The sequence below is a fragment of the Bacteroides zhangwenhongii genome (genome assembly GCF_009193325.2).
In the GTDB taxonomy this organism is placed as follows: domain Bacteria; phylum Bacteroidota; class Bacteroidia; order Bacteroidales; family Bacteroidaceae; genus Bacteroides; species Bacteroides zhangwenhongii.
The window spans coordinates 2,419,128-2,435,023 of sequence record NZ_CP059856.1; the positions used below are offsets into that span (position 1 = coordinate 2,419,128).

The 15,896-nt window shown below is 42.3% G+C and carries 13 protein-coding genes, 1 tRNA gene and 1 pseudogene; 8 read left to right on the top strand and 7 right to left on the bottom strand.

What is annotated here, in order from left to right:
• Window positions 1-42 precede the first annotated feature (42 nt).
• Window positions 43-981 (bottom strand): tyrosine-type recombinase/integrase, encoded by a 939-nt coding sequence (locus GD630_RS09875; protein ID WP_143868314.1) that lies wholly within the window; start codon window positions 979-981, stop codon window positions 43-45.
• Window positions 982-1,254: 273 nt separating this feature from the next.
• Window positions 1,255-1,431, bottom strand: coding sequence for a histone H1 (locus GD630_RS09880; protein WP_007750534.1), 177 nt, complete (start codon window positions 1,429-1,431; stop codon window positions 1,255-1,257).
• Window positions 1,432-1,578: 147 nt separating this feature from the next.
• On the opposite strand from GD630_RS09880, the gene GD630_RS09885 reads away from it, so the two are divergent.
• The 3 genes and pseudogenes from GD630_RS09885 to GD630_RS09895 all read left to right on the top strand — a co-directional run.
• Window positions 1,579-2,226: an AlbA family DNA-binding domain-containing protein gene (locus GD630_RS09885; protein WP_143868313.1), complete on the top strand. Its 648-nt coding sequence runs from the start codon at window positions 1,579-1,581 to the stop codon at window positions 2,224-2,226.
• A 252-nt stretch (window positions 2,227-2,478) separates the two neighbouring features.
• Window positions 2,479-3,111 carry a hypothetical protein gene (locus tag GD630_RS09890; RefSeq protein WP_007765521.1) on the top strand — a complete coding sequence of 211 codons (633 nt, stop codon included), beginning with the start codon at window positions 2,479-2,481 and terminating at the stop codon, window positions 3,109-3,111.
• Between the two features lie 111 nt (window positions 3,112-3,222).
• Window positions 3,223-3,954 (top strand): annotated as a pseudogene (locus GD630_RS09895) (KamA family protein); the annotation flags it as partial.
• A 115-nt stretch (window positions 3,955-4,069) separates the two neighbouring features.
• Here GD630_RS09895 and GD630_RS09900 read toward each other — a convergent pair.
• The 4 genes from GD630_RS09900 to GD630_RS09915 all read right to left on the bottom strand — a co-directional run bounded on the left by GD630_RS09900 (window position 4,070) and on the right by GD630_RS09915 (window position 10,923).
• Window positions 4,070-5,392, bottom strand: coding sequence for a nucleobase:cation symporter-2 family protein (locus GD630_RS09900; RefSeq protein WP_143868312.1), 1,323 nt, complete (start codon window positions 5,390-5,392; stop codon window positions 4,070-4,072).
• Window positions 5,393-6,100, bottom strand: coding sequence for a nucleoside-specific channel-forming Tsx family protein (locus GD630_RS09905; RefSeq protein ID WP_143868311.1), 708 nt, complete (start codon window positions 6,098-6,100; stop codon window positions 5,393-5,395).
• A gap of 76 nt (window positions 6,101-6,176) precedes the next feature.
• Window positions 6,177-7,772 carry a SusD/RagB family nutrient-binding outer membrane lipoprotein gene (locus GD630_RS09910; protein ID WP_143868310.1) on the bottom strand — a complete coding sequence of 532 codons (1,596 nt, stop codon included), beginning with the start codon at window positions 7,770-7,772 and terminating at the stop codon, window positions 6,177-6,179.
• A 16-nt stretch (window positions 7,773-7,788) separates the two neighbouring features.
• Entirely contained in the window at window positions 7,789-10,923 is a 3,135-nt protein-coding gene (locus GD630_RS09915) for a SusC/RagA family TonB-linked outer membrane protein (RefSeq protein ID WP_143868309.1), read from the bottom strand.
• A gap of 109 nt (window positions 10,924-11,032) precedes the next feature.
• On the opposite strand from GD630_RS09915, the gene GD630_RS09920 reads away from it, so the two are divergent.
• The 3 genes from GD630_RS09920 to GD630_RS09930 all read left to right on the top strand — a co-directional run bounded on the left by GD630_RS09920 (window position 11,033) and on the right by GD630_RS09930 (window position 12,144).
• Window positions 11,033-11,611, top strand: coding sequence for a uracil-DNA glycosylase family protein (locus tag GD630_RS09920; protein ID WP_007765498.1), 579 nt, complete (start codon window positions 11,033-11,035; stop codon window positions 11,609-11,611).
• A gap of 41 nt (window positions 11,612-11,652) precedes the next feature.
• Window positions 11,653-12,006, top strand: a complete 354-nt coding sequence (locus tag GD630_RS09925; RefSeq protein WP_143868307.1) for an arsenate reductase family protein — start codon at window positions 11,653-11,655, stop codon at window positions 12,004-12,006.
• A 65-nt stretch (window positions 12,007-12,071) separates the two neighbouring features.
• Window positions 12,072-12,144, top strand: a tRNA-Trp gene (locus GD630_RS09930).
• A 104-nt stretch (window positions 12,145-12,248) separates the two neighbouring features.
• Here GD630_RS09930 and GD630_RS09935 read toward each other — a convergent pair.
• Window positions 12,249-14,096 carry a vWA domain-containing protein gene (locus tag GD630_RS09935; RefSeq protein WP_143868306.1) on the bottom strand — a complete coding sequence of 616 codons (1,848 nt, stop codon included), beginning with the start codon at window positions 14,094-14,096 and terminating at the stop codon, window positions 12,249-12,251.
• A gap of 187 nt (window positions 14,097-14,283) precedes the next feature.
• On the opposite strand from GD630_RS09935, the gene GD630_RS09940 reads away from it, so the two are divergent.
• Together GD630_RS09940 and GD630_RS09945 are read left to right on the top strand one after the other, a co-directional pair.
• Entirely contained in the window at window positions 14,284-14,940 is a 657-nt protein-coding gene (locus GD630_RS09940; protein WP_143868305.1) for a CDP-alcohol phosphatidyltransferase family protein, read from the top strand.
• Window positions 14,937-15,893 (top strand): phosphatidate cytidylyltransferase, encoded by a 957-nt coding sequence (locus tag GD630_RS09945; RefSeq protein ID WP_143868304.1) that lies wholly within the window; start codon window positions 14,937-14,939, stop codon window positions 15,891-15,893. Before GD630_RS09940 ends, GD630_RS09945 begins: the two co-directional genes overlap by 4 nt.
• The last annotated feature ends 3 nt before the right edge of the window (window positions 15,894-15,896 follow it).

The window sequence follows — 15,896 nt, forward strand, 5'->3', positions numbered from 1 at the left end:
GCGCTGTTCAATGCCGTTACCTATAAAGTAACAGACAATATATCAGATGATTACGCAATCGAAAGAGCGTTTAATAAAATCAATAATGAGTTTGTTTGCTTCATCAATTTTCTTATTCTGAAATGGCTTTAAATACGTCTCGGTCACAGTAATGGATGAATGCCCCATAGACTGTGAAATAATTCCAGGATGCACCTCGCAATAATAAGCGGTAGTAGCCCAAGTATGCCGGGCGGTGTACGAACTTAATCTGTTCGGTATTCCCAAAAACTCTCCTAATATCAATAATTGGCGATTGAAACTGCGTAGTGCCAACTGATACTCCCGATAAGCTTCCATTGTCCCTTCAGGACTTCTTAAGAACGAAAACAGATAGGGGGAATGTACATCCTGATTCATATACATTCTTACTATTCTCATCGCCTCATTAGTCAAGGTCACCGAAAGGGGACGTCCTGTTTTCCGTCTGCGGTAAGTGATGACATTGCCATGCAGATCACTTTTACGAAGATAAGCGAGATCAACGAAAGGCATACCGCGCATCAGGAACATAAGAATAAAAAAGTGTCGTGCGCGTTGCATGGCCGGATTTACTCCGGATAATAAAATTAATCCGGCAAATATCTTTTCCACGTCCCCTGTCTCCAAAGCACGTTGATGTTCCGCCCGGGTTCCGGTATAAACGTAACGGAACAAACGAGGGATATATTTCGCCTCATTGTTGTCGACAGCACGATTATACACGGCACGAAGTATGCGCATATAAGTGGACACTGTATTCCAACTGCACTTGCGCTTACGAAGATGAATCTCGAACCCCTTTAACCACTCCGGCGTGATCTCGTTAAATGTAAAATCTTCACCCCCACAATAAGCGATAATGGCATTGAGACTGCTGCGATATACATGGGCGGTCCCAAAGTTTCCTCCCATTTGTAACCCATCGGCTACTTCTTTCATAAATGTCAGTACGTTCAACATCTTATTCCTCCTTAATTAATTAAACAAATAAACATACATACTGCAGCTATAAAAAGTTGTATAGGTACAATCATTATTATAGTTATTTTCAGATTTAAGTTTCTAGGAGGAAATTTATTTAATAAAAGTGCTATTTTCAGAACGAATACTTACTATCATTTTATGAATTATCAGTACATAAGTTACAAAAAGAGAAGCTTAAAAAATAAAAAGAGGATATATCGTAGATGATATACCCTCTCATTTCTTTTGATATCTTAGTAGTTTCTAATCTTACTTTTTAGAAGCTTCCAAAGATGCTTTACGGAATTCTTTCATTGCTTTTTCGATTTCCAAAGAAGCTTTACGAGCGCGAGTTCCTGCTGCTTTGTTACCGTTTTCAATCTGAGCGTTAGCATCTTTTGCGAAGTCAGCATACAGAGCTGCTACTTTTTCTACCAATTCTTTCATAATCCTTTTATTTTTTTCGTTAATAATGTGTCGCAAAAATACACTGTTTCCCGAAATAAACGCATAAAAACAATATTTTTTTTGAAATATTCTTTGAAAATAATGCAAAAAAAGGTCTTTTCGCCATTTTTACCTACCTTTGTAGCCATGAAACCGCTTACAGATACCGATTATATACATACTTTGATTGCTGAAGGAGAGCATCAACAACAGGACTTCAAATTTGAAATTTCCGATGCACGCAAGATAGCCAAAACCTTGTCCGCTTTTGCCAACACCGACGGAGGAAGATTGCTTATTGGCGTGAAAGACAATGGAAAAATAGCAGGCGTACGTTCCGAAGAGGAGAAATATATGATTGAGGCGGCCGCACAACTTTATTGTGTGCCCGAAGTGGAATATACAATGCAAACATACATAGTAGAAGGACGACAGGTATTGGTAGTCACTATCGAAGAGACCCTTCACAAACCGGTGTATGCCAAAGACGAAACCGGAAAACCGCTCGCCTATCTCCGTATCAAGGACGAAAACATATTGGCGACACCTATACATCTCCGCGTGTGGCAACAGAGCGACAATCCCCGTGGCGAACTAATCCGTTACACTGAACGTGAACAGCTTTTGCTCGATCAACTGGAACACGGTACTTTACTATCACTCAACCGTTATTGTCGTCAGACAGGAATCTCACGCCGTGCCGCCGAACATCTGCTTGCCAAATTCGTTCGTTATGGTATTGCAGAACCTGTATTCGAAAATCATAAATTCTACTTCCGGATGAAAGGTGAATGATCGCAATTACATTAGAGACTTTATGCTAAACAATGATGGTACTTTTCGGCTCATCGCAGAAGAAAGTCGGCATTCAGAATCCTGTTTTCAGAAAAGAGATAATGCCGGATATTGAAAAGGAGTTGGAATGTTGGTGAAACCCAACTGTTTTTTGTACCTTTGCACACGAAATATCAGCTTGGTTGGTATGCAACAAAGCTATCACACACGTTCAATTAGTAAATTGTAAATAATAAAATTGTAAATACAACAATGGGCTTATTTGGTTTATTCAAGAAAAAATCCGATGAAACAAAAGTCGGCAATGTAGAAGATTTCATTTCTCTGACCCGGGTCTATTTCCAGTCAGTTATCGCCACTAACCTTGGTATCACAAATATCCGCTTCCTGCCGGATGTAGCCAACTTCAAACGTTTATTCAAGGTACCTACGCAAAATGGCAAGTTAGGATTGGCCGAAAAGTCAGCTTCGCGCAAAATGTTGATGCAGGACTATGGATTGAATGAGAGTTTCTTTAAAGAAATCGATTCTTCCGTAAAACGCAACTGCCGTACTCAGAATGATATTCAATCTTATCTGTTTATGTATCAAGGATTCTCTAACGACCTGATGATGTTGATGGGGAATCTGATGCAATGGAAGTTCCGTATGCCGTCTATCTTTAAGAAAGCACTTTATGGCATGACTCAGAAAACGGTCCACGATGTTTGCACAAAGACTGTATGGAAAGCTGATGATGTGCACAAGACTGCAGCGGCTGTACGTCAATACAAGGAACGTCTGGGCTACTCCGAACAGTGGATGACGGATTATGTGTATAATATTGTCTTATTGGCAAAAAAAGAGCCGAAACGCAAGAATGATGACACGGAAACGAAAAAATAAGTTGCTCTAAAATGTTAGAAAACCGTAAAGATTAGCACGATAGAAAAAGCGGAGGTATGGAACTTCCGCTTTTTTCGTATCTTTATATACCATTAAATAGAGAGATTGCTTATGAAACAAAAGAAAATGCTTACACTTACTTTTTCACAATTGAAACAAATCTATAATCAAGAAATTCCGGAAGTGGTGGAGATGGCTGATAAAAGCTCCTCTGTTGAGGAGTTTAAGCTCAAAATGCAACGATTTCTGGAGACTTGCAGAATGGAGAATAAGACTGCGAAAGAGGCTAGGGAGCAAATTCGACTTTTACTCCATTATGATGGACAGGATGTCCATGAACTGTCTACGGGGCAGGATATGTCAATACAGACAATACGGTTGCTTTATGAATTTCTGACGGGAACATTGGAAAACATGGAGTTACCGACAGATTTATTCATAGAACTCTTTCAAATGTTCAAACGATTGAAAGGGGATGTAATACCTTTACCGTCTCCGCAACGTATCAAAAACCGGAATGACCGTTAGGAAACAGGATTGGATGAAGAGGTACGGGAAGTGCGGGATGAGAATAAAGAGCGGATGTTACATCTACTGATTCAAAAGATTGAAAACAGAAAGTCGAAGCCTTCGGCACGTTTTCATTTTGAAGAAAGGATGAGTTATGAAGAGAAATACAGACTGGTGAGTGAATGGTGGAATGACTTTCGCTTTCATTTTTTTGCCATTCCTTATTACCTGTCATTACTCAATGTTACGGGATATGGATATAACGATGAAGCGATCCGAAGCTATATTCTTTACTCGCCACGACTGGTAGAAACTTATGGAAATATCCGCGCATAGGAGAAAGAAGATATTGTAGAGACGGGGAAACCGAACCTAGTTTCAGTCTCTACGAATATCCGGATTTCCCCTTCCATATAACTGACAAAATGAGTAATCTGAGTATTGAAGATTAATCTTTCTCCTCTTTTACATATATTACTATATTTGCAATAATTGCAGTCAGGCCTCCGGTAGTGATTCCCGATGAAAAGATACTTCGAATTGCTTCGGGGGCTTGTTGCAGTACGTCCGGCATTAATTCTACTCCCAAGCCGAGAGAAAGGCTGACTGCTAATACCAACGTTTCTTTACGACCGATTTCCTGAGAAGAGACAATGCGGATACCTGCGGCGGCTACCGTACCGAACATCAGCAAGGTTGCGCCACCCAATACAGGATCGGGCATTAGTGAAAAAACAGCCCCTACAATGGGGAACAAGCCCAAAAGTACAAGCATTGCAGCAATATAATAACCTACATAGCGACTAGCTACTCCAGTCAGTTGAATAATACCGTTGTTCTGCGCAAAGATAGAGTTTGGGAAGGAGTTAAAAACTCCGGCAAGGAAAGAGTTGAATCCGTCTGCCATTACTCCACCTGAAACTCGTTTCAGATAAGAATCACCTTCAATCGGAAGACCGGATATCATAGAATTGGCAGTCACATCGCCCGTCGCTTCAATAGCCGTAATCAAGTAAACCAGCCCAATAGCTATAAAAGAGGAAACATTGAAGTCAATGCCGTATTTAAAAGGTTGAGGAATATTGAAACTCATCAGCATTTCTACATTCAGAGAGCTCATATCGACTTTCCCTAAGACGAAAGCCAAGCCATAACCAAGACAAAGCCCAAGAACAATGGAACTCATGCGCAGGTATTTATTTCCGCAACGATTGAAAAACAATACACTTAAAAGCACCAGTGCAGCAATAGATAGATTTTCCCAAGTTGCAAAGGTTCCGTTATCCATAGCAGAATATCCGCCTCCGCAAGATACGATCCCGACTTTTATCAGGCTCAATCCGATAAGTAGCACAACAATGCCGGATACTAATGGAGTGATGATATTACGCAAGTACTTAAAGGTACGGCTGACAATCATCTCGATGGGCGCGGCAGCCATACAGGAACCGAAAATTAGAGGTAATCCACCGACAAGCCCTGTGGCTATGATAGGCCCTATAAAAGAGAAACTGGTTCCCTGAATACAGAGCAGCCCCGCTCCTATCGTTCCGAAACGGTGACATTGAATGAAAGTTGATACTCCTGAGGCAAAGAGAGACATAGAGACCAGAAAACTCGTCTTCTCCACATCCAGTTTCAAAGCACTCGCAATGATAAGTGGCGGTGTAATGATGGCAACAAAGATAGCCAACAGATGTTGCAAAGCGGCAAATAGCGCATCTTTAAAAGGAGGACGGTCTTCAACACCGTAGATTAAATCTGTTTTCATTTAATTCAATGTCCATTTTAGGGCTAGTGTCGGGATTGCATAAAAGCCATCACGATTACCGAAGTTATTACTTAATTCCACTTCCGAGCCTATACTTAAGTTGAAATTCTTATTTACTCCTTTAATACGGTTCAGGTTTACCCAAAACTGTGGTTCGGTAAGGAAGATCGTTTTCCCATAATCCGTTTCCTCGCGCCACCAGTCGGCAAACCCGGAGAAAGTCAGCAAGTTATGGCAAAAATTAATGTACCAGGTACCTGTCAATTGGAAATTGTTAGGTGATTTATGCTTCTGAATGTACTTATACATGGCGCTCACAGTGAAACCTTTTGAGAAAGAAGCATTGTTATAAGTATAGGTAGCACCGGCCAGATAAGCATTATTGTAAGAAAATCCTTTTGCCAAACCACCGTTATATTCGAGATGTGCGGAAAAAGGAGCTTTCCAGAATTTCAGCTCACGGGCAATCTCCCAATAAGCGGAAGCCACCCCGTCGGAAGTATAATCCATATCAACAAAGAAATAGGTACTTCCCCAAGCATCGGGATGGAATTTCTCTACGGTAGAAGTCAGCAAAGGACGACCTTTTAAATCTTTATCATACAGGGAACGTCCGAAATCATAATGCAACTGTATGTTTTGAGCCCGCAATCCCGGCACGGCCCAAAGCAACATACAAAGGAAAAAAGCAGCAATAATCTGTTTCATGAATAAATGTGTTTTTTAATGAAAGCGCAAAATTAGTTAAACCTGCACATATACACACATTACTTACACAGATTTTTTATTTCAAATTATTATTTCCTGTGTCCCACCATAGGCGTGTACCTTCATGATCTTCTCCATCCAAGGCTTTCACAAGGGCAGAATATTGCTTCGGATCTTCTGTTTGCAAAGTACCGGGAAAGTGAAGTCGACGTACCATCGTCTCCGAATCTATACATCCGTTCCTGCTATGATTGAAACGTACGGGAAACAAGCGGGGATATCCCGTACGTCGTTGTTCAGCCCAAGCTTCACAGCCTTCGGGAAACATGGCAATCCACTTTTGGGTAATAATCTTCTCCAGCTTTTTCTCCTTATCATCCGACGGATTCCATTTTGGTGATACCTTACAACGAGCTTCCATATTATTCTCCGTTTCATAAGTGTCTACAAAATTCGAAGCTATCCGTTCGCTCTTCAAGTAATCTTCTACTCCATAGACACCCCATTGTTCGAAAGAAGTCATCACTCCGTTCCGATAGCAGTTTTCTTCATCTTCGTCTGTCCAACCGCGTAAAGCGGCCTCAGCACGTAAAAACCAGACTTCAGAAGCCGTCATCAGAGGTGCGTCCGTAGCCTGTGTGACCGACAATCGGGACAGCCCTGCATAATGATTATGTGCAAAACAGGTTCCCTGACGAATGCCACGATACTCTCCCCTAAACTTTTCATCCGTACAAGGAACGAAATAGGCTTTGAGTCGGGGATCATCGTATCCCGTAAGTATAGACTCCATTGAAGCATTCATATACGTTTCATTCCACACCAGATTAAGTTCTCCCAACGGATTAGTATATCCCGTTTTTGTAGAAACCGCAACTTTTTCCGATCCTCTCTCAAAGAAGCCGTAATCATTTTTCTTTATCTTCTCTATTTCCAAACGTGCCTTGTCGGGAGCGATTGATGCAAGACGCATAGCCAAACGCAAGCGCAGAGAATTGGCAAACTTCACCCAAGAGGAATACTTGCCATCCAGCAGAATATCAAAACGGGCGAACCCATTGGATTCCGGTTTTTCTTCGATATAACCAGTAAGAGCGACAACGGCAGAATCCAATTCATTAAAAAATTCATAATAGGCCTCTTTCTGCGTATCAGGTTGATAATGCTTTTCCGCATTCGCAAAATACCTGTAAATAATAGGGCCATAGTAATCCGTTACCCGATGCATCACTTCCACTTTCAATATTTTCGTAATACCGAACAGAGCTGGATGAGTATCACGGGTAGCATTCTCCGACTGATATATCTGTGGAAAAATATACGAATACATATGTGTCCACATCGCACTATTCCAACCGTCCTGCATATTATAATCGGAATTATTGGAACCGCCGTTCAGAGGTTTGGCGTCATGCATATATCCACTGAACATATCCGCATTCAGGTTCTGTATCAACTGGAAAGGCCAGTTCTTCCCCTTTCCGTAATCGTAATTAAAATAAATGCCTTGTTGGATAATCCCCAGACGGATTCCATAACCATTATCGTCAATGATCAGATCTTCATCCGTAATGCCGGACAGATCGGTATTATAATCGCGGAAGTTACCCGTGCATGCTACGCAAAAAAGCCACCAGCCTATCAAATATAAATATATGTATCGTTTCTTCATTTTCCCTTTTCAGATTTTAAAACTCACATTTCAGCGTAAAACCCAGGCTACGGGTAGTAGGCATTCCGAACACCTCGATACCTTGATTATCATTTCCTGTAGAAAGTACCAGATCCGGGTCAAAAGGTGCTTCCTTATACAAGAAACACAGGTTACGGGCTACAAACGAAAGTTGCACATTCTTCAATACTTTAGTTTTCTGCATCCATTCCTTAGGGAAATTGTAACTCAGCGACACTTCACGCAAACGCAGATTGGTGGCATCGTACATATAATATTCCGTCACTCCGGCACGTCCGCCTACCACATTCTTATAGAATCCTTTCACATTGTCTATCCGTTCCCCTTCCAGCACAACATATCCTTTATCACGAGCGTCGGCAGTTATTTCCGACACTCCATAAAGATCCATTTCCGCCTGCGTTTGCGAAAGGACTTTACCACCATAACGCCAGTCGAGCAAGAAGTAAAGACTGAATCCCTTGTAAGAAAACGTATGATTCCATCCCATTAAAAAGACCGGATTGGCATTTCCTACTTTCACCGTATTACCATCTCCTTCCACCAACGGCAGCCCTTTATGATCTCCTTCCGTCCCATAAACAATCTTTCCCTGATCATCGCGCACAAAAGCTTTTCCATATATATCCCCGATAGAACCGCCTTTCACCAATTTCATAGCATAGCTTGAAGAAAAACTTGTAGGTCCGTAAACAAACTCCTTCAAGTCATCATGCAACTTCACAATCTTATTCTTATTGGAAGAAAAGTTGAGCGACGTCTTCCATGTGAAGTCAGAAGTTAACACCGGAGTAGCATTCAGCGTAATTTCCCATCCCTTGTTTTGAATATTTCCGGCGTTCACATACCGATAAGCAAACTCATCACCGGCGAGAGCAGGAAGTTTGAAAAACTGATTATACGTATTTGTGCGATAATAAGTCAGGTTAATTCCCAAACGGTGTCGGAAGAACTTCCATTCCGTTCCGAATTCCATAGCATGAGTCATTTCCGGTTCCATTTCTTTAAAAGGCGCAGCATCATTTGCCTGTACTTCACCACCGGCATTGACGTGCGAAGTAGAATTTGTGATGTACAGAGGGATATCATTTCCCACTTTACTGTAAGCCCCGCGTAGTTTTACAAAAGAAATCCATTCGGGCAATTTCAGCCATTTATCAAGCAGTATGGAAAGACCGACGGACGGATAAGCAAACCCTGATTTCTCATGCTTGGTATAGGACAACGTGGACGACCAGTCATTACGGGCTGTCAAATCAAGAAATATCTTTTTCTTATAACCTATCTGAGCCGTACCGAAAAGTGATTGCAACTGCCGGTGTGCATCTATCTTCTGATCAATACTGGCAGAGCTGTTCATCACGATATTGGCAATATTAAACACATTGGCATATTTCAAAGAAGCATTCTTCGAGTCGTAACGGGTTGAGTTCACCACCTTATCATTGATACTGCCGCCGATAGCCGCATCCAGAGTAAAATCACCCCATGTTTTCTTAAACATAGCCATCACGTCACCATACATCTGCGTTTCCTGATAGTCCATCTCAAGATAACGCCCGTTCACTCCGCATAAAGCAGTTGCGGTAGAAGCATAGAATTTCTGACGCAATTTGTCAGCCCAATAATCCATATTGCCACGTGCTTGTATCGTCAGCCAACCACTCACTTTGAAAGTGGCGGAAAGAGCAAGAATGACACGTGTGCGTGTTTCCTTGCTTTGGATGCGATTCACTATCCAATATGGATTCTGCTCGAAATCTTCGGTAAACGTATGCCAATTCTGCACATTCAAATTACGCTCTTCATTATAAGTTTCAAAATGCTCCTTATAATAAGACAGATCTTCGCCACGCGGAAAACGGTAAAGCCCTACTAACGGATTCATATAGAAACCTCCTGAGACGGGCTTATTCTCAACCGTTTGTTTCATAACATTGACATTGCCATCCAACTTCAGACGTTTGTTGAACATGGCAGCCGTTTCACGCAGATTGATGTTATGCTTCTTTAATTTATTCCCTTCAATAATACCCCGTCCGGTAGTATTGGCATAAGAGAAATAAGTTTGCAGATTTTCATTTCCGTGACTGACGGATACGGAAGTCATCGAAGTAAGTCCGGTACGGAAAAAATCATTCAGATTATCATGCACCTCCAAACTTTCCTTTTCACCCCAACTATCTATCACATCACTCACCCCATAGCTGTTTTGCATCCGGGGTAAGCTGAAAGCCTTTTCAAAAGTAAGTCCGGTAGAGAAGTGGATACTTCTTTTCCCTGTAGAATTTCCTTTTTTGGTAGTGATCAGGATTACTCCATTGGCAGCTAGACTTCCATACAAAGCCGCTGCCGGGGCGCCTTTCAAGATACTGATACTTTCTACATCCTCCGGATTCAGATTGGAGATACCATCTCCTCCATCCCGGTTTCCGGCATTTGCCGTTCCGCCAATCGCCGAATAAGCCTGTTCCGGAGAAGTGTTGGACATCGGCACACCGTCTATCACATAAAGCGGCTGATTATCTCCGGATACCGAACGGACTCCCCGAAGAGTGATTTTGGCAGAACCACCCATACCGGAAGAATTCTTGTTGACCTGCACTCCTGCAGCTTTTCCGGCAAGGGCTGTTATCATATTTATCTCCTTTACCCGATTCAATTCTTCCCCTTTTATTTTCTGAGTCGAATAGGCCAAAGTAGATTCATCCTTTTCAAGCCCTAGAGCAGTCACAATTACATTATCAAGCATGACCGTATTTTCCCGAAGGGAGATTTCAAGCATTGCCCTACCCGCTACTTTGACTTCCACTGTCTCATAACCGATAAAGGAAACTTGCAGAATAGCGCTATCCGGAACGGACAAAAAGAAGCTACCGTCTATATCACTGACAGTTCCGTTCGCTCCTCCTTTCTCACGAATGGTTGCCCCGATAAGCGGCTCGCCATTGGTATCGACAACACGTCCCCTTACCGTTGCCGTCGCATTATCCGTAGGGGTTTCTATGGTTTCTATAAACGTAACTTGTTCCGAAGCGTAACCATTCTCGCTTAAAAAGAAGAATGAACTCAATAAACAACTTACAACAACTTGAACTCTCAATGATATTATAAAAGACTGTCTATTCATTATGCCACAAAAATACGTAAATATTTTATATATTGCATTTTTTCACATTGATTTTGAACGAAATAAACATTATCACTATTTTTGCATGAAATTAAAATGATACATAATGATGGAAATCGAGAAACATCCACTAGAACCATTTCTTCCGGCAAAAGCCAAACTGCTAATGCTGGGAAGTTTTCCACCGCAGAAAAAGCGTTGGTCTATGGACTTCTATTACCCGAACCTGAATAATGATATGTGGCGTATTTTCGGTGTGTTGTTTTTTAATGACAAAGACTACTTTCTAAATCCTACACGAAAAGCGTTTTGCCGTGAACGGATTATAGACTTTCTAAATGAGAAAGGAATTGCACTGTTCGATACGGCCTCGTCCGTTCGCCGACTACAAGACAATGCGTCCGATAAGTTTCTGGAGGTTGTGGAAGCCACCGATATTGCCGCAATGCTTCGTCGGCTTCCCGAATGTAAGGCCATCGTTACGACTGGTCAGAAAGCTACTGACACACTCCGGCAACAATTGGATGTAGAAGAACCGAAAGTCGGCGATTATTCGGAGTTTGTTTTTGAGAAACGTGCAATGAGGCTGTATCGTATGCCTTCATCATCGCGAGCATACCCATTGGCATTGGATAAGAAAGCGGCTGCCTATCGAATCATGTATCAGGATTTACAGTTACTACCCTAAATGTGAAACAACAAATATCAAATAATAAATTAGAAATGAGTATGACACCTTTATTTTTGCAGTATCCGGCATGCAGCACATGCCAAAAAGCCAAAAAGTGGTTAACAGAAAATAACATTGAATATACAAACCGGTTGATTGTAGAAGAAAATCCTACAGTAGAAGAGCTAAAAGCATGGATTCCCCGTAGCGGTCTGCCTATAAAGAAATTCTTCAACACTAGCGGACTCGTTTATAAAGAGCTGAAACTGAGTGAGAAGTTGCCAAGCATGAGCGAAGAGGAACAAATAGAACTGCTGGCTACAAACGGTAAGTTGGTGAAACGTCCTCTAGTAGTAACAGACAGTTTTGTATTGGTCGGTTTCAAGCCCGATGAATGGGAAAAATTAAAATAGTTCAAAACTTATTTACCCGAATGTTTGGAGATTCAGAAGTTTCTACTACCTTTGCAGCCGCAAACACGGGAGTAGCTCAGTTGGTAGAGCACCGGTCTCCAAAACCGGGTGTCGGGAGTTCGAGCCTCTCCTCCCGTGCAATAAGAAAACCGCAAATAGTCGTCAAGCCATTTGCGGTTTTCTTATTATTGCCTCACAGATAAGTCACTACTCCCGGCTCAGTTTGAAAACTCTCTCTTAGACTAATTCTTACCCGCCTTTTCCAATCCTTTAGCAGCCTCAACCAGTCGGATAAACTCTCTTCGATATCCTCTTTCATCATTATTCAATCCCTGTTTAGCCAGCTTAATGACTTTGTCATAATCGGCAGTTCCTTTAAAGTCAGAATCACGAAGCAACTGTCCGAACATGGCTACTGCCGAAGCGAAACGGAAGTCGGAAGAAACACTATCTCCTTTGTTATCTACAAAAGGAAGTTCCATTTTCCTGCTGACATCCTTATCCGGAGCTTTGTAGCGCAATTTCACAGTAAGGAGTTCATCAGATCCGGTCGGCTTCAGCGTCATTTTTTCTTTCTTTTGGTATTTCAAGTCGTCTACTTTACCTACATATTCATTCTTCACACCTGCGGGAATCACTTCATAAAAAGCTGTTACCGTATGTCCTGCTCCCATATCTCCGGCATCTTTCGCATCATTATTGAAATCTTCGTCTTTCAGCAGACGGCTTTCGTAACCGATCAGACGATATGCCTGTACTTGAGAAGGATTAAATTCCACTTGCAGTTTGACATCTTTTGCCACAGTATGCAATGTAGCACCGAATTCGCCTACTAAAACACGGTTGGCTTCCTGCAAGTTATCTATATAGGCATGATTCCCATTTCCTTTTTCAGCCAATACTTGAATTTTCTTATCTTTGTAGTTACCCATTCCATAGCCTAGTACAGTAAGATGTACGCCACTTTTCCGTTCTTTTTCTATCAATTGTTCCAATCCTTCGGCGGAAGAAACGCCGACGTTGAAATCACCATCGGAACAAAGTATGATACGGTTATTGCCATCAGAGATAAAGTTCTTTTTAGCTATTTGATACGCCAAATGAATGCCCGCGCCTCCTGCAGTAGATCCGCTTGCGGTCAATTCATCTATCGCTTCACGGATTTTCTGTTTATCACCGCCCGAAGTAGCTTCCAGTTTCACACCGGCACTGCCTGCATAAGTCACGATTGCCACCTTATCTTTATTCCGCAGATTATTCACCAACAGTTTGAGCGATGACTTTACCAAATCCAATCGATTAGCCCCCCACATAGAACCGGAAACATCAACCAAGAATACAAGATTGGACGCCGGCAACTGCTCCGTCGGAATTTCTTTAGCTTTCAATCCGATACGAACAAGCCGATGAGCTGTATTCCAAGTACAAGTTCCGGCTTCCACAGTTATCTTCACAGGATCGTCGCCCGTTGGTTTCGGATAGTCGTAAGAAAAGTAATTCACTAATTCTTCCGTACGGATTGCATCGGCAGGAGGCAATTCTCCTCTATTGATAAAACGACGCATATTGCTATAAGAAGCAGGGTCCACATCAATAGAGAAAGTAGAAAGCGGAGTATCCGCTACACTCTTGAAACCATTCTCCTGAATTCGGCCATACTCTTCCGTATTCATTCTCGCATCCATATCATACATGGCAGTCGGACACACCGCTACATACGCACCGGTCACTGCCTTTGTTTTCATTGTACCGTATCCCACTACGACACACTCCTCCAACGCCACATCATCAGTCTTCATTTTAACATCCAGTTTGACCGACTCAACCACTCTTTTTTCTTCTTTATACCCGATAAACCGGAATAACAATACATCCCCTTTTTGGGCCTGAATGGAATAACGACCGTTCACATCTGTGATTGCCCCACTTTTGGAACGGTTATTCACTACCGAACAACCGGTAATCGAAGTTCCATCCGCTGCGTCCGTCACAATACCGGTCACGGTAATAGTTTGCGCATTCATTGTTCCTAAGCAAATAACTGCCATCAGCAGTACGAGCATGATTGCTCTGAATTGGTTTGTTCTCATAACTTCATTATTTTAAAATGTTACTATTCATCGCTTTTACTATAGAGATGCGGATTTCACACAGATTCCATAAATTGCCTGAACTTTTTTTATCCGGGCGGAAAAAAGTCACTTAAAAATTCCTACTTATTCCTTTGTAACTCTTAATATGATATGTATATTTGCCAAACATAAACATATCATAAATATGAAAAACGAAGTTGATGGAAGGCGGGAAATAGCCTCACGAAACACGGTCTGGGCTACTCTTATCGCCCGCAAACTAACTCGTTGGGGTATCACTCCCAATCAAATTTCCATGATGAGCATATTCTTCGCTATGGTGGGATGCCTTCTGTTGATCGGCACAGTCATTGATCCCGGTTTTAACAAGTATGTAGCCTACATTCTGTTCATCGTTTGCATGCAGTCGCGGTTACTCTGCAACCTGTTCGATGGGATGGTAGCTATCGAAGGAGGGAAGAAAAGTGCCAACGGGGATCTCTACAATGATATGCCCGACCGATTCGCCGATGCTTTGTTCATCATTCCCGTCGGATATGTAGCAGGCGGATTCGGTATTGAACTAGGATGGCTGGCTGCTCTTCTTGCCGTGATGACAGCTTATTTCCGCTGGATAGGAGCCTACAAAACGCACCAGCATTTCTTTAACGGCCCGATGGCCAAGCAACACCGCATGGCATTGCTCACGCTTGCCTTTGCAGTAGCCACCTGTACCATTCACGCAGGATACGACCGGATGGTATGTCTCATAGCCCTGATAATTATAAATGTCGGCCTTGTCGCAACACTGATACACCGTCTGTACCTCATGTCACACACACCAAACAATGAAATAAAATGAAAGAACTACTGGATATCATATTTCCTACGCTAAGCGATGAACTGATTATCGTCATTTCGCTCATCATCGGACTGCTCATTACGGCAAGCCTTATTCTTTTTCTCGTAAAGAAGATCTCTCCAAGAACAAATATCAGCGAACTCTCCGCCCGCACACGTTCATGGTGGATCATGGCGGGTATGTTTATCGGTGCTGTATTTATCAGCTATAATATTTCTTATTTCTTCCTTGCCTTTCTCTCTTTCATTGCTTTCAGAGAACTGTATTCGGTGTTGGGATTCAGAGAGGCAGATCGCGGAGCATTATTCTGGGGGATACTGGCCATTCCCATTCAATATTACCTTGCTTACCTTGCCTGGTATGGAGCATTCATCATCTTCATCCCGGTAGTTATGTTTCTCGTATTACCCTTACGACTGGTTTTGAAAGAAGACACTCACGGAATCACCAAGTCGATGGCTTTATTACAGTGGATTCTAATGCTTTCGGTATTCGGTATCAGCCACCTCGCTTATCTCCTGTCACTTCCCGAACTGCCGGGATTCAATGCGGGGGGACGAGGTCTGCTATTATTCCTTGTATTCCTTACGGAAATCAACGATGTTATGCAATTTATCTGGGGCAAACTTCTCGGACGACATAAGATACTTCCGAAAGTAAGTCCGAACAAGACATGGGAAGGATTTTTAGGTGGTGTAATCAGCACTACCGCCATTGGTTACTTTCTCGGTTTCCTGACTCCCCTCTCCGCTCCTAACGTTCTTCTGGTAAGCGCTCTTATTGCCATTGCCGGATTCTCGGGAGACGTAGTCATCTCCGCCATCAAAAGGGATAAAGGAATTAAGGACATGGGGAACAGTATTCCCGGTCATGGAGGAGTATTCGACCGGATAGATTCTCTGTCCTACACCGCTCCCGTCTTTTTTCATTTAGTTTATTACATTGCATATTAAAGG

Excerpts from the sequence above, each read along its gene's own strand:
- GD630_RS09880 (WP_007750534.1), bottom strand. The coding sequence starts at position 1,431 with ATGAAAGAATTGGTAGAAAAAGTAGCAGCTCTGTATGCTGACTTCGCA.
- GD630_RS09885 (WP_143868313.1), top strand. The coding sequence starts at position 1,579 with ATGAAACCGCTTACAGATACCGATTATATACATACTTTGATTGCTGAA.
- GD630_RS09945 (WP_143868304.1), top strand. The coding sequence starts at position 14,937 with ATGAAAGAACTACTGGATATCATATTTCCTACGCTAAGCGATGAACTG.
- GD630_RS09925 (WP_143868307.1), top strand. The coding sequence starts at position 11,653 with ATGACACCTTTATTTTTGCAGTATCCGGCATGCAGCACATGCCAAAAA.
- GD630_RS09940 (WP_143868305.1), top strand. The coding sequence starts at position 14,284 with ATGAAAAACGAAGTTGATGGAAGGCGGGAAATAGCCTCACGAAACACG.
- GD630_RS09900 (WP_143868312.1), bottom strand. The coding sequence starts at position 5,392 with ATGAAAACAGATTTAATCTACGGTGTTGAAGACCGTCCTCCTTTTAAA.
- GD630_RS09905 (WP_143868311.1), bottom strand. The coding sequence starts at position 6,100 with ATGAAACAGATTATTGCTGCTTTTTTCCTTTGTATGTTGCTTTGGGCC.
- GD630_RS09935 (WP_143868306.1), bottom strand. The coding sequence starts at position 14,096 with ATGAGAACAAACCAATTCAGAGCAATCATGCTCGTACTGCTGATGGCA.
- GD630_RS09915 (WP_143868309.1), bottom strand. The coding sequence starts at position 10,923 with ATGAATAGACAGTCTTTTATAATATCATTGAGAGTTCAAGTTGTTGTA.
- GD630_RS09910 (WP_143868310.1), bottom strand. The coding sequence starts at position 7,772 with ATGAAGAAACGATACATATATTTATATTTGATAGGCTGGTGGCTTTTT.
- GD630_RS09875 (WP_143868314.1), bottom strand. The coding sequence starts at position 981 with ATGTTGAACGTACTGACATTTATGAAAGAAGTAGCCGATGGGTTACAA.
- GD630_RS09890 (WP_007765521.1), top strand. The coding sequence starts at position 2,479 with ATGGGCTTATTTGGTTTATTCAAGAAAAAATCCGATGAAACAAAAGTC.
- GD630_RS09920 (WP_007765498.1), top strand. The coding sequence starts at position 11,033 with ATGGAAATCGAGAAACATCCACTAGAACCATTTCTTCCGGCAAAAGCC.